10 protein-coding genes are annotated in these 15745 nt (G+C 73.3%); 5 read left to right on the top strand and 5 right to left on the bottom strand.

Going from position 1 to position 15745, the window contains the following annotated elements:
• Positions 1-259: 259 nt before the first annotated feature.
• Together typA and ACIQPQ_RS06570 are read right to left on the bottom strand one after the other, a co-directional pair.
• Positions 260-2167: a translational GTPase TypA gene (typA, locus tag ACIQPQ_RS06575; RefSeq protein ID WP_383778319.1), complete on the bottom strand. Its 1908-nt coding sequence runs from the start codon at positions 2165-2167 to the stop codon at positions 260-262.
• Between the two features lie 153 nt (positions 2168-2320).
• Positions 2321-4600, bottom strand: coding sequence for an ABC transporter substrate-binding protein (locus ACIQPQ_RS06570; RefSeq protein ID WP_401300497.1), 2280 nt, complete (start codon positions 4598-4600; stop codon positions 2321-2323).
• Positions 4601-4903: 303 nt separating this feature from the next.
• Between ACIQPQ_RS06570 and ACIQPQ_RS06565 the strand changes: the two genes are divergently transcribed.
• From ACIQPQ_RS06565 to ACIQPQ_RS06550, 4 genes are all read left to right on the top strand, one after another.
• Positions 4904-5209 (top strand): hypothetical protein, encoded by a 306-nt coding sequence (locus tag ACIQPQ_RS06565; RefSeq protein ID WP_401300494.1) that lies wholly within the window; start codon positions 4904-4906, stop codon positions 5207-5209.
• A 145-nt stretch (positions 5210-5354) separates the two neighbouring features.
• A complete protein-coding gene (locus ACIQPQ_RS06560) occupies positions 5355-6179 on the top strand; it encodes a hypothetical protein (RefSeq protein WP_401300492.1) in 825 nt (274 codons plus the stop codon).
• A gap of 62 nt (positions 6180-6241) precedes the next feature.
• The gene (locus tag ACIQPQ_RS06555; RefSeq protein WP_401300489.1) at positions 6242-8203 is read left to right on the top strand and encodes a fumarate reductase/succinate dehydrogenase flavoprotein subunit; all 1962 of its coding nucleotides are present in this window, start codon (positions 6242-6244) and stop codon (positions 8201-8203) included.
• Positions 8200-9039, top strand: coding sequence for a succinate dehydrogenase/fumarate reductase iron-sulfur subunit (locus tag ACIQPQ_RS06550; protein ID WP_401300486.1), 840 nt, complete (start codon positions 8200-8202; stop codon positions 9037-9039). The genes ACIQPQ_RS06555 and ACIQPQ_RS06550 overlap by 4 nt, the downstream gene beginning before the upstream one ends.
• Positions 9040-9057: 18 nt before the next feature.
• Here the strand turns inward: ACIQPQ_RS06550 and ACIQPQ_RS06545 are convergent, their stop codons facing one another.
• Both ACIQPQ_RS06545 and ACIQPQ_RS06540 read right to left on the bottom strand, forming a co-directional pair.
• Positions 9058-9981, bottom strand: a complete 924-nt coding sequence (locus ACIQPQ_RS06545) for a class I SAM-dependent methyltransferase (RefSeq protein WP_401300484.1) — start codon at positions 9979-9981, stop codon at positions 9058-9060.
• Positions 9982-10150: 169 nt separating this feature from the next.
• Positions 10151-11323, bottom strand: coding sequence for a hypothetical protein (locus ACIQPQ_RS06540; RefSeq protein WP_401301530.1), 1173 nt, complete (start codon positions 11321-11323; stop codon positions 10151-10153).
• Between the two features lie 126 nt (positions 11324-11449).
• Between ACIQPQ_RS06540 and ACIQPQ_RS06535 the strand changes: the two genes are divergently transcribed.
• A complete protein-coding gene (locus ACIQPQ_RS06535) occupies positions 11450-12808 on the top strand; it encodes a hypothetical protein (RefSeq protein WP_401300481.1) in 1359 nt (452 codons plus the stop codon).
• A 164-nt stretch (positions 12809-12972) separates the two neighbouring features.
• Here ACIQPQ_RS06535 and ACIQPQ_RS06530 read toward each other — a convergent pair whose 3' ends face one another.
• Positions 12973-15630, bottom strand: a complete 2658-nt coding sequence (locus tag ACIQPQ_RS06530; RefSeq protein WP_401300479.1) for a SpoIIE family protein phosphatase — start codon at positions 15628-15630, stop codon at positions 12973-12975.
• Between the last annotated feature and the right edge of the window lie 115 nt (positions 15631-15745).

The raw sequence follows: 15745 nt of genomic DNA, 5'->3' as shown, positions 1-15745 counted from the left end.
TCGACCCGAGATTAGTACTGATCGACCCCTACCGTACGACTCGCCGCAGGATCAAAGGGTTATCCCTATGTCTCCCCGCGGTATGCCGCAGGGATTCGCGGGAAGTCGTGGGCCCTTGCCCGTGGAGGAGCCCGCACGGCTGCCGGACACGACGTGCCGAGGAAGCCGCCGGTTCCCGGCCCGGCCCCGCTGACGTCCTGCGGGAACGCGAAGAGCCAGGCCCCTCGGACGAGGCCTGGCTCCCGGATGTCGCGTCAGGTCAGCCGTGCTTGGCGCGGCTCGCGGCGCGGGCGCGCTCGCGGGCGTCCAGGTTTACCTTGCGGATACGGACCGCCTCCGGGGTCACCTCGACGCACTCGTCGTCGCGGCAGAACTCCAGGGACTGCTCCAGGGACAGCTTGCGGGGCGGCACGATGGACTCCGCCACGTCGGCCGTCGAGGACCGCATGTTGGTGAGCTTCTTCTCCTTGGTGATGTTGACGTCCATGTCGTCGGCGCGGGAGTTCTCGCCGACGATCATGCCCTCGTACACCTCGGTGCCGGGGTCCACGAAGAGGACGCCGCGCTCCTGGAGGTTCGTCATCGCGAACGCGGTGACGGCGCCGGAGCGGTCGGCCACCAGGGAGCCGTTGTTGCGGGTCTGGAGGGCGCCGAACCAGGGCTCGTGGCCCTCGTGGATGGAGTGGCCGATGCCGGTGCCGCGGGTCTGGGTGAGGAACTCGGTCCGGAAACCGATCAGACCGCGCGAGGGCACCACGAACTCCATGCGCACCCAGCCGGAGCCGTGGTTCGACATGTTGTCCATGCGGCCCTTGCGGACGCCCATGAGCTGCGTGACGGCGCCCATGTGCTCCTCGGGCACGTCGACGGTCATCCGCTCGACGGGCTCGTAGACCTTGCCCTCGACGTCCTTGGTGACGACCTGCGGCTTGCCGATGGTCAGCTCGAAGCCCTCGCGGCGCATCTGCTCGACCAGGATGGCCAGCGCCAGCTCGCCGCGGCCCTGCACCTCCCAGGCGTCGGGGCGCTCGGTGTCCAGCACGCGGAGCGAGACGTTGCCGATCAGCTCGCGGTCGAGCCGGTCCTTGACCTGACGGGCGGTGACCTTGCGGTCCTTGACGGCCGCCTTGGCGTCGGCACCCTTGCCGGTGCCGCCCCGGCCGACCAGCGGCGAGGTGTTGGTGCCGATGACCATGGAGATCGCGGGCTCGTCGACCGTGATGAGCGGCAGCGGAACCGGGTTCTCCGGGTCGGCGAGGGTCTCGCCGATCATGATCTCCGGGATACCGGCGACGGCGCAGATGTCACCGGGGCCGGCCTTCTCGGCGGGCTTGCGGGTCAGCGCCTCCGTCATCATCAGCTCGGAGATGCGCACGTTGGTGACCGTGCCGTCGCGCTTCATCCACGCGACGGTCTGCCCCTTCTTCAGCTCGCCCTGGTGCACGCGCAGCAGCGCGATCCGGCCGAGGAAGTTGTCCGCGTCCAGGTTGGTGACGTGCGCCTGGAGGGGGCCCTCCTCGTCGTACGTGGGGGCCGGGATGTGCTGGAGGATCGTCGAGAAGAAGGGCTCCAGGCTGGTGGAGTCCTCCGGGACGGTGCCGTCGGCGGGCTTGGTCAGCGAGGCGATGCCGTCGCGGCCGCAGGCGTAGACGATCGGGAACTCGATCTGCTCCTCGTCGGCGTCCAGGTCGAGGAAGAGGTCGTACGTCTCGTTGACGACCTCGTCGATGCGGGCGTCCGGCCGGTCCGTCTTGTTGATGCAGAGGATGATCGGCAGGCGGGCCTGGAGGGCCTTGCGGAGCACGAAGCGGGTCTGCGGCAGCGGGCCCTCGGAGGCGTCCACGAGCAGCACGACGCCGTCCACCATCGACAGACCGCGCTCGACCTCACCGCCGAAGTCGGCGTGGCCGGGGGTGTCGATGATGTTGATGGTGATGACGTCGCCGCCATCCTTCGGGTGGTACTTGACCGCCGTGTTCTTGGCCAGGATCGTGATGCCCTTCTCACGCTCCAGGTCGTTCGAGTCCATCATGCGGTCGTCGACGGAGTCGAGCTGGTGCGCGGCGAAGGCACCGGCCTGCTTGAGCATGCCGTCGACGATGGTCGTCTTGCCGTGGTCGACGTGGGCGACGATGGCTACGTTGCGAATGTCGTGGCGCGTGGCCATAAAGCGGCGTTCTCCCGGAGTGTGAGGACCGGCCCTGCTGCGTACGTCTGTGTTACGCGGGCCCTGCCGGGCTTGACACGCCACGGCCTCACCCCATCGTACGTGGCCCGGCGGGGCACGGCCTCCGCGGGCCACGTACGGACGGGGCGGGGGTCACTTCGCGGACGGTCCCGGAGCGGGCTTCGCGCCCTTCTTCAGGAAGCCCATGTCCTCGTAGACGGGGCTCTGGAAACCGAAGGAACCCGCGTTGACCACGGTCTTCCGCACGGCCGTGAGCTGGGGCCGCTGGTAGAGCGGGATCGATCCGGCCGCCGCCCAGATCCGGGCGTCGGCCTTGCGCAGCAGGGAGCGGCCCTCCTCCGCGTCCAGCGTGGACGCCGCCCGGTCGAAGAGCTGGTCGACCTGGTCGGTGCCGACCCGCGTGTAGTTCTGCTCGACGCTCAGCGAGCCGTCCGCGCCGGGGACCGGCTTGGCGTAGATCGGGCGGGCGTCGGTGGCCGGGAAGGCGGTGGCGGGCCAGGAGTAGAGGGCCAGGTCGTACTCGCCGGAGGCGATGTGGTCCTTGAAGTAGCTCTCGTCGGAGACCTTGGTGGTCTCGGTGCGGATGCCGACCTTCTCCAGCATCGCCGTGATCCGGGCGGCCACCGTGTGCAGCGACTCCGAGCCGGAACCGGTCGGCAGCACGAACCGCAGGGTCAGCGCCTTGCCGTCCTTGGCCAGCACCTCGCGCGGGGCGGCGGCGGGCGCCGCGGTGCCCTTGGGCGCGTAGGCCCCGGGCGCGTTGGCGAACTGCTTGCCGTCCTGGGCGGACCCGCGGCCCTGGTCGACGTGGTCCCCGCCGTGCTCGTCCGCCCGGTCCGCGGTCCCGGCGGCGTACGGCTTGTCGTCCTGGCCGACGATGTACGTGCCGTCGTCGTCGCCGGAGGCCGCGCCGTCCTTGCCGTCGTCCGCCTTCTCGCCCTTCTCGCCCTTCTTGTCGCCCTGCTCGCCCTTGTCGCTCTTCTTCTCGCTCTCGTCCTCGTCGGACGCCTCGCCGTCGGCGTCCTCGCCCTCGGAGCCGGCCGCCTTCTCCGCGTCCTTCTCCTTCACGGGGCCGCCGGACACCCAGCCCGCGTCCGCGAGGAGCGCCTGCGCCTCGGCCGTGTCCTGGCCGCCGAGCGCGCCGCTGTTGTCGGCGTACGCGTCCTGCCCGGCGAGCGCGAGGTGGCTGCCGACCGGTCGCGCGGGCAGGCCCAGCGGCTTCAGCACGATCTTGGCCAGTTCCTTGCGGTCCAGGGCCCGCGCCACCGCCCGGCGCACCCGCTCGTCGGCGAGCGGACCGTCGGCGCCGTTCAGGGCGAGCTGGGTATAGGCGGGCTCCAGGGACTTGCGGACCTCGATGTCGCGGAAGGCGTCCCGGTCGGACCGCGCGGGCGCCCCGGCCTGCGCCTCCGCGCCCTCCCCTTCCTCCCCTGTCTCCTCTTCCTGCCCCGTCCCCTCGGAGTCCGCGCTCCCGTCGGTGTCCTCGGTGGCCGCCGCCTTCGGCTTCGCGCCCGCCGGTGCCCCCGCCGCGCCCTTCTCCGTGCCCTCGATACGGCGGGCGGCGGCCGGGTCGACCTCGGCCAGGTCGATCGTGCCGTCGGCGAGCTGCCCGGCCCGCTCGTCGCGCGGTACGGCGGCCAGCACGATCTCGGTGAGCTTCGCGGGCTCGCCCCACCAGCGCGGGTTGCGGGCCAGGCGGACGGTGTCGTCCTCCCGGTCGACCTTCTTGACCGCGAAGGGCCCGGCGGTGACCTTGAGCGTGCGGCGGGCGCCGTCGTTGAAGGCGTCCGGGGTGCCCATGACGTCCTTCGGGTACAGCGGGGAGAACAGCGAGCGCCAGTCGGCGTACGGCCGGGCGAAGGTGACCCGGACCTCCAGGTCGTTGTCGCCGCGCTCGATCTTCTCGATGCGGTCGTACCCGGCGTTGCGGGCGGTCCAGTACGCGCTGTCCTTGCCGGACAGGGCACGCCACTGCGCGGCGAAGTCGGCGGCGCCGATCTCCCGGCCGTCGCTCCACACGGCCTGCTGGTTCAGCTTGTACAGGACGACCTGGCGGGGCTCGGTGTCGACGACCTTGGCGGACTCCAGATAGTCGGCGTCGCGCACCGCCCGGCCGGTCGCGTCGAGCCGGTACATCGCGGGCAGCACGGCCTGGGCGACGCGGGCGCTGGTGGCGTCGGCGTCGGACTGGAAGGTGTTGAACGTCTCCGGGACGGCGTCGACCGCCCAGCGCAGGGTGCCGCCGTCGGCGACCTGGGCGCGTCCGGCCGGGGCGATGTCCTGGGCGGCGACCGGCTTTCCGGACCGGTCCGGGGAGCCGCACGCGGACAGCAGGGGCACCGCGAGCGCTCCCGCGGTGAGGAAGGCGACCGAGCGCAGCACCGCGCGCGGTGCGAGGCCGTCGTGGGACATCTCACTACCTCCGGCAGGGGCGGTTTCTGTTCACTTTTGGCGGTATAGGGAGTTGATCAGATGTATGCACCGATACGCGGCCCACTGAAGAGGAAAGGGTTCAGCAGACGGCGGCGACACGGCGGGGGGCGTGCGGAAGCCCACCCGTGCGGCCCAATGCGCCGCGGGCGCCGGAGCCGTCGGCCAATTCCGTGCACGTCCCTTCACAGCGCGTGCTGTGACGCGCAACACTCTCAGGCGCATGACCGTCACCACCCGGACCCGCCCGTCGCCCGCTGCCCGCCGCGGAAGTGAGGACACGTCATGTCCGTGCACGACGATCTGACGTCGGTTCAACGCTCGCTGGAGGACCTGCTGCGCGCGCTCGGCCGCCTGGAACAGGGGCTCGGGGGTGACGGCGGGCTGGAGCTGCGCCGGGTGCGCAGCGACGCGAACCACCTCCGCGAGAGCGTCGCCCTGCTGCGGGAGACCGCCCCCGCCCTGGCCCGGCGCACCCGCCCGGACACCGGCCCGCCGCTGGTCCCGATGTCCGACGCCCCGTACGACAGCGCGCTGTGGACGGACTCGGACGACGAGGGCCTCGGCGCCCACCAGCGCCGCAGCCCCTGACGGACCCGTCGGCGCCGTGGCCCCTGCTGCCGGGGCCACCGGCGCACCACCGCGCGCACCCACCCGCGCGCCCTCCCCCACACGCGCTCCCCCGCGTACGCCCCGCCCGACCATGAGCGCCCCCGACACCGACCGGAGTCAGACCGTGGCCACTGGTACGGAACCGCATTCCCGAGGCCCGGGTGGCGTGCACACCGCCACGCGCGCCGCGATCACCGCCCGGCACCTGCGCACCGACCGCTGGTGGCTGGCGCCCGCGGCCACCGCCGCCGGGCTGCTGGCGTTCATCGCCTACTCGACGTGGCGGGCCTTCGCGGACGCGCACTACTACGCGGCGCCCTACGTCTCGCCGTTCTACTCCCCCTGCCTGGCGGAGCGCTGCGCGCCGATGCGGTCGGGCCCCAACTGGGAGCTGGTGGGCGGCTGGTGGGGCCTCTCCCCCGCCCTGATCATCCTGGTCTTCCCGCTCGGCTTCCGCCTGACCTGCTACTACTACCGCAAGGCGTACTACCGGGGCTTCTGGGCGTCCCCGCCCGCCTGCGCGGTCGCGGAACCGCACCGGACGTACACCGGGGAGACCCGGTTCCCGCTGATCCTGCAGAACGTCCACCGGTACTTCTTCTACGCGGCGCTGCTGGTCGCCGGGACCCTCACCTACGACACGGTGCTCGCCTTCCGCGACGAGCACTACGCGTGGGGCCACATGGGGCTCGGCACCCTGGTCTTCCTGGTCAACATCGGGCTGATCTGGGCGTACACCCTGTCCTGCCACTCCTGCCGGCACATCGTCGGCGGGAAGCTGCGGCACTTCTCCCGGCATCCGGTGCGCTACCGGCTGTGGCAGTGGGCCGGGAAGCTCAACGCCCGGCACATGCAGCTCGCGTGGGCGTCACTGGTGAGCGTGGCCGTCGCCGACTTCTACGTCTGTCTCGTCGCGTCCGGCGTCTTCGACGACCCGCGCTTCTTCTAGCCGCCGCCGGACGGGCCGTTCCGCCCGATCCGTCTCTTCCTCCAACCGAGTGGGGCCGTGTGATGTCCGTGGTCGACCGTCAGGAGTGGGACGTCGTCGTGATCGGGGCCGGTGGCGCCGGTCTGCGCGCCGCCGTCGAGGCCCGGGAGCGCGGCGCCCGTACGGCGGTGATCTGCAAGTCGCTGTTCGGCAAGGCGCACACCGTGATGGCGGAGGGCGGCATCGCCGCCGCGATGGGCAACGTCAACTCCGGCGACGGCTGGCAGGTCCACTTCCGGGACACGATGCGCGGCGGCAAGTTCCTCAACCAGTGGCGGATGGCGGAGCTGCACGCCCGGGAGGCCCCGGACCGGGTGTGGGAGCTGGAGACCTGGGGCGCGCTCTTCGACCGGACGAAGGACGGCCGGATCTCGCAGCGCAACTTCGGCGGCCACGAGTACCCGCGCCTGGCGCACGTCGGGGACCGCACCGGCCTGGAGCTGATCCGCACCCTCCAGCAGAAGATCGTCTCCCTCCAGCAGGAGGACCACCGCGAGACCGGCTCGTACGAGTCGCGGCTGCGGGTCCTCCAGGAGTGCACCGTCACCCGGGTCCTCCAGGACGCGGACGGCCGGGTCGCGGGTGTCTTCGGCTACGAGCGGGAGTCGGGCCGCTTCTTCGTGCTGCGGGCCCCGGCGGTGGTGATCGCGACCGGCGGGATCGGGAAGTCGTTCAAGGTGACGTCGAACTCGTGGGAGTACACGGGCGACGGGCACGCGCTCGCCCTGCTGGCCGGGGCGCCGCTGCTGAACATGGAGTTCGTGCAGTTCCATCCGACGGGGATGGTCTGGCCGCCGTCGGTGAAGGGCATCCTGGTCACGGAGTCGGTGCGCGGCGACGGCGGGGTGCTGCGCAACTCCGAGGGCCGCCGGTTCATGTTCGACTACGTGCCGGACGTCTTCAAGGAGAAGTACGCCGAGTCCGAGGCCGAGGGCGACCGCTGGTACGAGGACCCCGACCACAACCGGCGCCCGCCCGAACTCCTCCCCCGCGACGAGGTGGCCCGCGCCATCAACGCCGAGGTGAAGGCGGGCCGCGGCTCCCCGCACGGCGGGGTCCTCCTCGACGTCTCGACCCGGATGCCGGCCGAGGTGATCCGGCGGCGGCTGCCGTCGATGTACCACCAGTTCAAGGAGCTGGCGGACGTGGACATCACCGCGGAGGCGATGGAGGTCGGCCCGACCTGCCACTACGTCATGGGCGGCATCGCGGTCGACTCCGACACCGCCGCCGCGCGCGGCGTGCCGGGGCTGTACGCGGCCGGGGAGGTGGCGGGCGGCATGCACGGCTCCAACCGGCTCGGCGGCAACTCCCTCTCCGACCTGCTGGTGTTCGGCCGCCGGGCGGGCCTGCACGCCGCCGGGTACGCGCAGGGGCTCGCCGCCCGCCCCGACGTCGACGAGGACCAGGTCGACCTGGCCGCGGCGGAGGCCCTGCGGCCGTTCTCCGCGGAGGGCGGGGCACGGCCGGTGACCCCCGGGGCCGCCACGGAACCGGCGCCCGCGGAGAACCCGTACACGCTCCACCAGGAGCTCCAGCAGACGATGAACGACCTGGTCGGCATCATCCGGCGGCAGGGCGAGATGGAGGAGGCCCTGGAGCGGCTGGCGCGGCTGCGGGAGCGGGCGGGGCGGGCCGTGGTGGAGGGGCACCGGCAGTTCAACCCCGGCTGGCATCTCGCGCTGGACCTGCGGAACATGCTGCTGGTCAGTGAGTGCGTGGCGCGGGCGGCGCTGGAGCGCACCGAGTCGCGCGGCGGGCACACCCGCGAGGACCGCCCCGGCATGGACCGCGCCTGGCGCAACGTGAACCTGCTGTGCGCGCTCGCCGACGGCGCGGGCGATCCGGCGGGCGGCGGCCCGGCCACCGCGGGGCGCGTCCGGCTCACCCGTGAGACCACCGACCCCATCCGTCCCGACCTGCTCGCCCTCTTCGAGAAGGAGGAGCTGGTCAAGTACCTCACCGAAGAGGAGCTGTACGAGTGAGCAGCAGCCATGAGGCCAGGACGAGCCGGGAGGCCGACGGCCGGGACCAGGGTCCGGCGGACGCCCCGGCGGGCCGGTACGAGGCGCGTTTCCGGGTGTGGCGCGGGGACACGGGCGGCGGCGGTCTGACGGACTTCACGGTGGAGGTCAACGAGGGGGAGGTCGTCCTCGACATCATCCACCGCCTCCAGGCCACGCAGGCGCCCGATCTCGCCGTCCGCTGGAACTGCAAGGCGGGCAAGTGCGGTTCGTGCTCGGCGGAGGTCAACGGCCGCCCCCGGCTGCTGTGCATGACCCGGATGTCGGTCTTCGACCGGGCCGAGACGATCACCGTGACGCCGCTGCGGGCGTTCCCGGTGATCCGGGACCTGGTGACGGACGTCGGCTTCAACTACCAGAAGGCCAGGGAGATCCCGGCGTTCGTGCCGCCGGAGGGGGTGGCGCCCGGCGCGTACCGGATGTTCCAGGAGGACGTGGACCGGTCGCAGGAGTTCCGCAAGTGCATCGAGTGCTTCCTGTGCCAGGACACCTGCCATGTGGTGCGCGACCACGAGGAGAACAAACCGGCCTTCGCCGGGCCGCGGTTCCTGATGCGGGTCGCCGAGCTGGACATGCATCCGCTGGACGCGGCGGGCGAGGAGGGCCTGGACCGTAGCCGCACCGCGCAGGACGAACACGGCCTGGGCTACTGCAACATCACCAAGTGCTGCACCGAGGTCTGCCCCGAGGGCATCCGGATCACCGACAACGCGCTGATCCCGCTGAAGGAGCGGGCCGTGGACCGCAAGTACGACCCGCTGGTGTGGCTGGGTGCCCGGATCAGGCGCCGGACCTGATCCGGACGGACGGCGTCCTCACGCGGCGCGGGCCCTCAGGTAGCCGGAGTGGGCGACCTGGCCGAGGAAGGTGAAGCGGGTGCCGGTGGCGAGGTGTTTCTCGAACGCCTCGGTGACACCGGGCCACTTGGGGTGCCCGAAGTCGTCGAGGACGACGATCCCGCCGGGCGCGACGATCCGTTCGGCCCACTCCAGGTCGGCGGCGACCCCGGCGGCCGAGTGGTCGCCGTCGACGACGACCGTGCCGTAGGAGCGGTCGGAGACCAGGGCGCGGACCTCGGGGTCCTCGGAGAAGCCCCGCTGGACGCGGGCGGCGGCACCGGCGGCGCCCGCGAGGGCGAGGTTGGTGCGCACCGCGGCCTCCCGCACGGGTGTGCCGGAGGCGTCGGCGGCGATGGAGGTGCCCGGCTGGAGCTGGGACCCGGCGAGCGGGTCGACGATCGTCAGCCGGGGGTCGCGCCCGGCCCGCTCCAGCATCCGGACGAGGGCCGCGCCGAACATGCCGTAGAGGGTGCCGATCTCCAGCACGTCGTCGTTGGGCGGGTCCAGCAGGGGGACGGCGGAGAGCTTGCCGACGATGTTCATGGTGCCGCCCGCGATCCGGCCGACGCCGAGCGCCTCCAGGGCGACGAGCAGCCGGAACGCCTGGGCGACGTCGCGTTCGGCGGCGGCCCGGTCGGCGCCGGTGACCTCGGTGAGTTCGGTGATCGCCCGGTCGAGGTGGGGGGCGGACGGCATGCGGGACACGCCGCGCCCGGTGCCGTCGAGGAGGAGTTCCAGGGGGCGCTGGCGGTCGCGGAGCGTCTGGACCTCCTTGCGCAGCGCGTCGGGCGCGACCGTCGCGACGGCGCGGCGGACCTGGCGTTCGATGCGCCGGTCGACGAGGTCGGTCACCGGGCGCAGGGCGCGGCGGACCGGGGTGCTGGTGAGTAGCGATCGCATCAGAGTGTGACCCTCACGGATAGGAGAGGTGGACGCTAGGACGCCCGCCCGCCCCCGCACAACCAACTCCCGCGCCCCTCAAGGCGAACCCCGGATGACGGCTGCCCCACGGGCCCGTGACACCCCTGTTGACGGGGGCGGGCCCGCCGAGCCCGGCCCCCTGGGGGCCTCAGGGGGTGACCTGTCCGGCGTCCGGGTCGGCCTCGGGGACGGTATCGGGGTCGGTCTTGGTACCGGGGTCCGCCCAGCCCTTCTCGTACGCCCGCCAGTCGGACTCCTCGGCGGCGAAGTCGACGTAGAGGGCGACACCGAAGGCGGCGCGGTCGCGGTCGGTGCGGGAGAGGCCGAGGCGGGTGCCGCGGACGGCGGCGGCGGCCGTCTCCGCGTGGTCCCAGTGCCCGAACCGGTTCTCGTGGAAGAAGGGCAGCCCCATCAGCAGGTCGGTGCCGGGCGGGGTGGCCTCCAGCGCGAGGGAGGTCTGCTGGGCGACGTAGCCGCCGTAGGTGCTCTCCAGCGGCTGCATGGTGTCGTACGACATGACGGCGATCTGGTCGACGCGGCGGGCGACCTCGCCGAAGAAGGCCTGCGACCACCACTTGGGGTGGCCGGTGACGGCGCCCCAGAAGGAGTGGAAGCCCGGCAGCGGGTCGATCTGGTGGGCGGCGACGGAGAGCGGGGCGTCCTCGGCGGCGGTGACGCGGTGCAGGGCGTCGAGGAGGGTGAGGTAGTCGCGGTCGCCGGAGTGCAGGGGCTCCAGGTCGAAGTGGACGCCGTCGAACCCGGCCGCGAGGACCTGCCGGGTCGACGCGACGACGGCGGCGCGGGTCTCGGCCCGCTCCAGCCGCATCCCCTCGGGCTCCTCCGGCGCGAGGACGTCCCCGAGCCAGGCCTGCACCCGTACCGACGGCAGCGCCCGGTGCACGGCGGCCACGAACCAGCCGGCCCTCGGGTACGCGGAGGCGGGCAGCGTCCCGTCGTGCTCCAGGGGGCCCGCGTGGACGTACAGGTCGCGGACGCCGGTGGCGCGCAGCCGCGCGGCGAGGGCGGCGACGTCGGCGTCGGTCTTCCGCCCGTCCACCCAGGCGTGCCCGAGCCAGAGGGCGTCACGGCCCCGGCTGCGGGTGCCGTCGGCCGGGTCGCCGAGGTAGTTGACGCGGAGGGCGGTCAGGACGGCGAGGAGGGGCACCAGCAGGACCAGCACGACCGCGAGGGCCCCCCACCGCAGACGCCGCCACACCCGCCGCCGACGCGCCCCGTCGACGCCGTCAGCCCCGTCGGCACCGTCAGCGCCGTCGGCACCGTCAGCGCCGTCGGCACCGTCAGCGCCGCCCGTGCTGTCCATGCTGTCCGTGCTGTGCTTGTCGCGGGTGTCCGTCACGACTGCCCCTCCCCTGTCGCAGGTCCCACCGTCCCCGCGCCGGGCGCATCCGGCTCGCGTGACCGCTAGGGCGGCCATACGCTCCCAAATGTGACGTCATCCTTCCGCCGTGGCCGCTCGCGGCCCGTACGGTCGCACCGGTCCGTGCGGGTGGCGCACGCCGTGCTGGGGGGAACGGCGGGTTTCGTGTGGCTGGTGCTGCCGGGGATGACGAGCACGGCGGGCGCCCCGGTTGCGGGCACGGCCCCGCAGTCCGTCTCGGCCGCCGCGCCGGAGGACGACGAGACGTCCACGGCGGACCTGGTGCTGCCCCTGCTGGCGGTGGGCGCGGCCGGGGCGCTCGCCGGATACGGCTACGTACGCCGGGTGCGCCGCGCCCGCACCCGGACGACACCGGGCGGCGGCCTGCCGCGGCCCGCGTCACCCGAGACGGCACCGCCCGCTCCCCCGCCCTCCGGCCCCGACGCGCAGGCACGCACCGCGCTCACCGGCGCCGACAACCGCCTGCGCGCCGCCCGCGACGAACTCGGTTTCGCCGAGGCGCTGTTGGGCGCGGAGGCCGTGGCGCCGTACGCGGCGGCGGTGCGGGAGGCCGAGGCGGAACTGACGGCCGCGTTGCGGATGCGCTGGAGCTACGACGCGGGCGTCCCGTCGGAACCGGCGGCCCGACGGCACACGCTCGCCGGGATCGAGGGCCGCTGCGCGGAGGCGGTACGACGCCTCGACACGGCGTCCGGCGCCCTCGGCGAACTCCGCTGGGCAGGGCAGGGGTTGACGGCGGCGGTGGGGCTGGCGGAGGCGCGGTTCCGGGAGCTGACCGGGCGGACGGCCGCAGCGCAGGCACGGGCGGCCGACGTGGAGGCGCGGTGGACGGGCGTGGCGGTCACGGCCGACGTCGAACGGGCCAAGGACCGGCTGCTGTCGGCGTCGGAACGACTCAACCGGGCCCGCCAGGCGGACGATTCGGGCCACCTGGAGGAGGCGGTGCGTCATCTGCGGGCCGCCGAGGGCGCGATCGCCCAGGCCGCCGTCCACCTCGCCACGGTGGACCGCACGGCGGCGGACCTGCGGGAGGCGGCGGACCTCCTCCCCGCGGCCCTGACCGACGCGGAGACGGAACTCACCCGCATACGGACAACCACCACGGCACACGACGCGACCCCGGACACCGTACTGGCCGCCGTACGCCAGGAGTTGACGTCCGGCCACCCCTACGACCCCCTGGACGCGCTACGCCGGTTGGTCACCGCGGCCGGCCCCCTCACCTCCGACCGCCCAGGCGTACTGAACGCGGCCGAAGCCTTGCTGGCCCGCACCTCACTGGCGAGGGCGGAGGCCCACATCGACACCCACAGGGGAACGGTGGGCGCAACCCCACGCACCCTCCTGGCAGAGGCCCACCACGTCCCCCCACTCCAGGCCGACGACTTGGCCCGCCAGATCCTGTAAGCCCCGCCCTAGCGGCCCGTCTGGGGGCCGAGCCCCCCCCCAGCCCCCCGTCAAGCCCGTCCGGCGTTTGAGGACGAGGCCCGTCCAGGGCCGAAAGCGGGGTCTGGGGGCGCAGCCCCCAGGGACGGGACGGGAAGGGGCGGCGGGGGCGAGGAAGACCCCCGTCAGAACAGACTCAGCAACGCCTCCGCCGGATCGACCATCGGCGTGTCCCCGTCCGGAAGCGGCAGCTCGAACCACACCGTCTTCCCCCGAGGCGTCCGCCGCGACCCCCAAGCCGCCGACAGCAACCCGACCAACTGCAACCCCCGCCCCCCTTCATCGGTGTCCCGCGCCCGCCGCCGCCGAGGCTGCACCAACCCCGCGTCCCACACCTCACACACCAGCGTCCGATCCAGCAGCAGCCGCAGCCGGATCTCCCCCTCGCCGTACCGCAAGGCGTTGGTGACCAGCTCGCTGACGAGCAGTTCGGCGGTGTCGACGAGGGGTTCCATGCCCCAGCTGATGAGCCGCCCGCGGGCGTACTCGCGGGCCCGCCCCACGCTGCGCGGCTCGCGGGGCAGCGTCCAGTCCCCGACGGAGTCCTCGGGCAGCCCCTGCACCCGCGCCATCAGCAGCGCGATGTCGTCCTCGCCGTGGTGGGTGTCGAGGGTGTTGAGGACGTGGTCGCAGACGTCCTCCAGCGGCCGGGAGGGGTCGGTGAGCGCGCCCACGAAGGCCTGGAGCCCCTCGTCCAGCGGATGGTCGCGGGACTCGACGAGGCCGTCGGTGTAGAGGGCGAGCAGCGCGCCCTCGGGGAGTTCGACCTCGACCTCCTCGAAGGGCTCGCCGCCGACGCCGAGCGGCATGCCGGGCGGCACGTCGAGCATCAGCGCGCTCTCGCCGGGTTCGAGCAGCACGGGCGGCAGGTGTCCGGCGTTGGCGAAGGTGCAGCGGCGGGTGACGGAGTCGTAGACGGCGTAGACGCAGGTCGCGAGGTACACCTCGGAGAGGTCGGCCTCGCGGGGGCGGCGGGCGGCGCGGGTGGCCTGCTGGACGCCGCCGGGGGTGCCGAGTCCGCGGGCGATCTCGTCCAACGCGGACAGCACCTCGGCGGGTTCGAGGTCGAGCAGGGCCAGGGTGCGTACGGCGGTGCGGAGTTCGCCCATGGCGACGGCCGCGCGCAGTCCGCGCCCCATGACGTCGCCGACGACGAGCGCCGTGCGGTGGCCGGGGAGTTCGATGACGTCGAACCAGTCGCCGCCGACCTCGCTGGGGCGGCCGGTGGAGACGCTGCCGGGGAGGTAGCGGCAGGCGATGTCGAGGCCGGAGGCGACGGGGTCGCCCGGCGGCAGCAGCGAGCGCTGGAGGATGAGGGCCCGCTCGTGCTCGCGGCGGTAGAGGCGGGCGTTGTCGATGCAGACGGCGGCGCGGGCCGCGAGTTCCACCGCGAGGTCGCGGTCGCGGTCGCCGAACGGCTCGCTGCCCTTGGTGCGGGAGAACTGGGCGAGGCCGACGACCGTGTCGTGGGCGACCATCGGGATGGCGAGGGTGGACTGCACGAGTCCGCCCTCCTCGGGGGGCACGCTCAGCGGGCGGGCGGTGCGCAGGGCGTCCGCGCAGGGCGAGTTGAAGGGGAAGTGGTGGACGGCGCCGACGGCGACGGGGGCGCCGCTCCCGGCGAAGGGCGCGTCGGACACGGCGGACGCGAAGGCGACCCGGCGCAGGGCGGCGCTGCCGTCGGCGAGGCCGGGCGGGGTCTCGTCACCGGCGAGGAGGCCCTGGTAGAGGTCGACGGTGGCGAGGTCGCAGAAGCCGGGGACGACGACGTCGAGGAGTTCGCGGGCGGTGGTCTCCAGGTCGAGGGAGTTGCCGATGCGGGCGCCCGCCTCGTTGAGGAGGGCGAGATTGCGCCGGGCGGCGGCGGCCTCGCGGGCGGCGGCGCGGCGGGCGGTGATGTCGATGCCGAGCCAGGCGACGCCGATCGGGCGGCCCGAACCGCTGTGCACGCGGTAGAGGTTGACCGACCAGTGGCGGCGTTCGTCGGAGCCGGGCACGAAGCCCGTGACGTGCATGTCCGTGATGGAGTCGCCGGTCTTGAGGACCCGGCGCAGCACGGCGCTGACCCGCTCGCCCTCGGAGCGGGGCAGGTAGTCGTGGACGCCCCGGCCGCGGTGCTCGTCGGGGGTGCCGCCGAAGAGGGAGGCGAAGCGGTGGTTGGCGCGGCGGACCCGCAGATCGGGATCGATGAGCAGGAATCCGAACGGGGATTGGCCGAATATCGCCTGCGAGGCGGCGAGGTCGGTCTCGATGCTGCGCAGGGTCCGCACGTCGACGACGATGCACACGGCGGCCCGCTCGCCCTCCTGGGTGCGGGTCGGCATGACGTAGACCTCGGCGAGGCCCCGCTGTCCGCGGGGGCCGCCCGCGGAGTCCGGCATCCGGAAGGGGACGATCCCCGTCCACTCCCGGCCGTCGAGGATCTCGGCCATCTTGCGCTGTCCGCGCTCGCGGAGATCGGGGTCGATGAACGCGTCGATGGGGTCCATGCCGACGGCGCGTTCGCCGGGGATGCCGAAGATCTGCTCGGCGCGCAGGCTCCACTGGTCGACGAGACCGTCGGGGCCGATCGAGAAGGAGGCGACCTTGATGTACTCGTAGATGGAGCCGGGCGGACTGCTCTGCCACTGGGCGTCACCGGCCGGACCCGCCGCGGACGAACCGTCACCCGGGCCGTCGGCAGGGGTGTGACCTGCGGAATCCACGAGCGCACCCGCGGTCTCCGCCCTCGCGCCGCCCGACGGGTCCTCCGACTCCGTGGCCTTCGCTGGTATCTCGCTCACGCGAACCGTCCCCTCCAGCTCACCGCGCCCGGCACCGGTCACCGGTTGCGGCTGCCCGCAGTATCCAGCACTACGGCGCCGCACGACACGGTGTTCACGATCACAGAACGGACCA

The sequence above is a fragment of the Streptomyces sp. NPDC091281 genome (genome assembly GCF_044757425.1).
In the GTDB taxonomy this organism is placed as follows: Bacteria; Actinomycetota; Actinomycetes; order Streptomycetales; family Streptomycetaceae; genus Streptomyces.
This window is presented reverse-complemented; position numbering and strand designations above follow the sequence as displayed.

Excerpts from the sequence above, each read along its gene's own strand:
- ACIQPQ_RS06555 (WP_401300489.1), top strand. The coding sequence starts at position 6,242 with ATGTCCGTGGTCGACCGTCAGGAGTGGGACGTCGTCGTGATCGGGGCC.
- ACIQPQ_RS06570 (WP_401300497.1), bottom strand. The coding sequence starts at position 4,600 with ATGTCCCACGACGGCCTCGCACCGCGCGCGGTGCTGCGCTCGGTCGCC.
- ACIQPQ_RS06565 (WP_401300494.1), top strand. The coding sequence starts at position 4,904 with ATGTCCGTGCACGACGATCTGACGTCGGTTCAACGCTCGCTGGAGGAC.
- ACIQPQ_RS06545 (WP_401300484.1), bottom strand. The coding sequence starts at position 9,981 with ATGCGATCGCTACTCACCAGCACCCCGGTCCGCCGCGCCCTGCGCCCG.
- ACIQPQ_RS06540 (WP_401301530.1), bottom strand. The coding sequence starts at position 11,323 with ATGGACAGCACGGGCGGCGCTGACGGTGCCGACGGCGCTGACGGTGCC.
- typA (WP_383778319.1), bottom strand. The coding sequence starts at position 2,167 with ATGGCCACGCGCCACGACATTCGCAACGTAGCCATCGTCGCCCACGTC.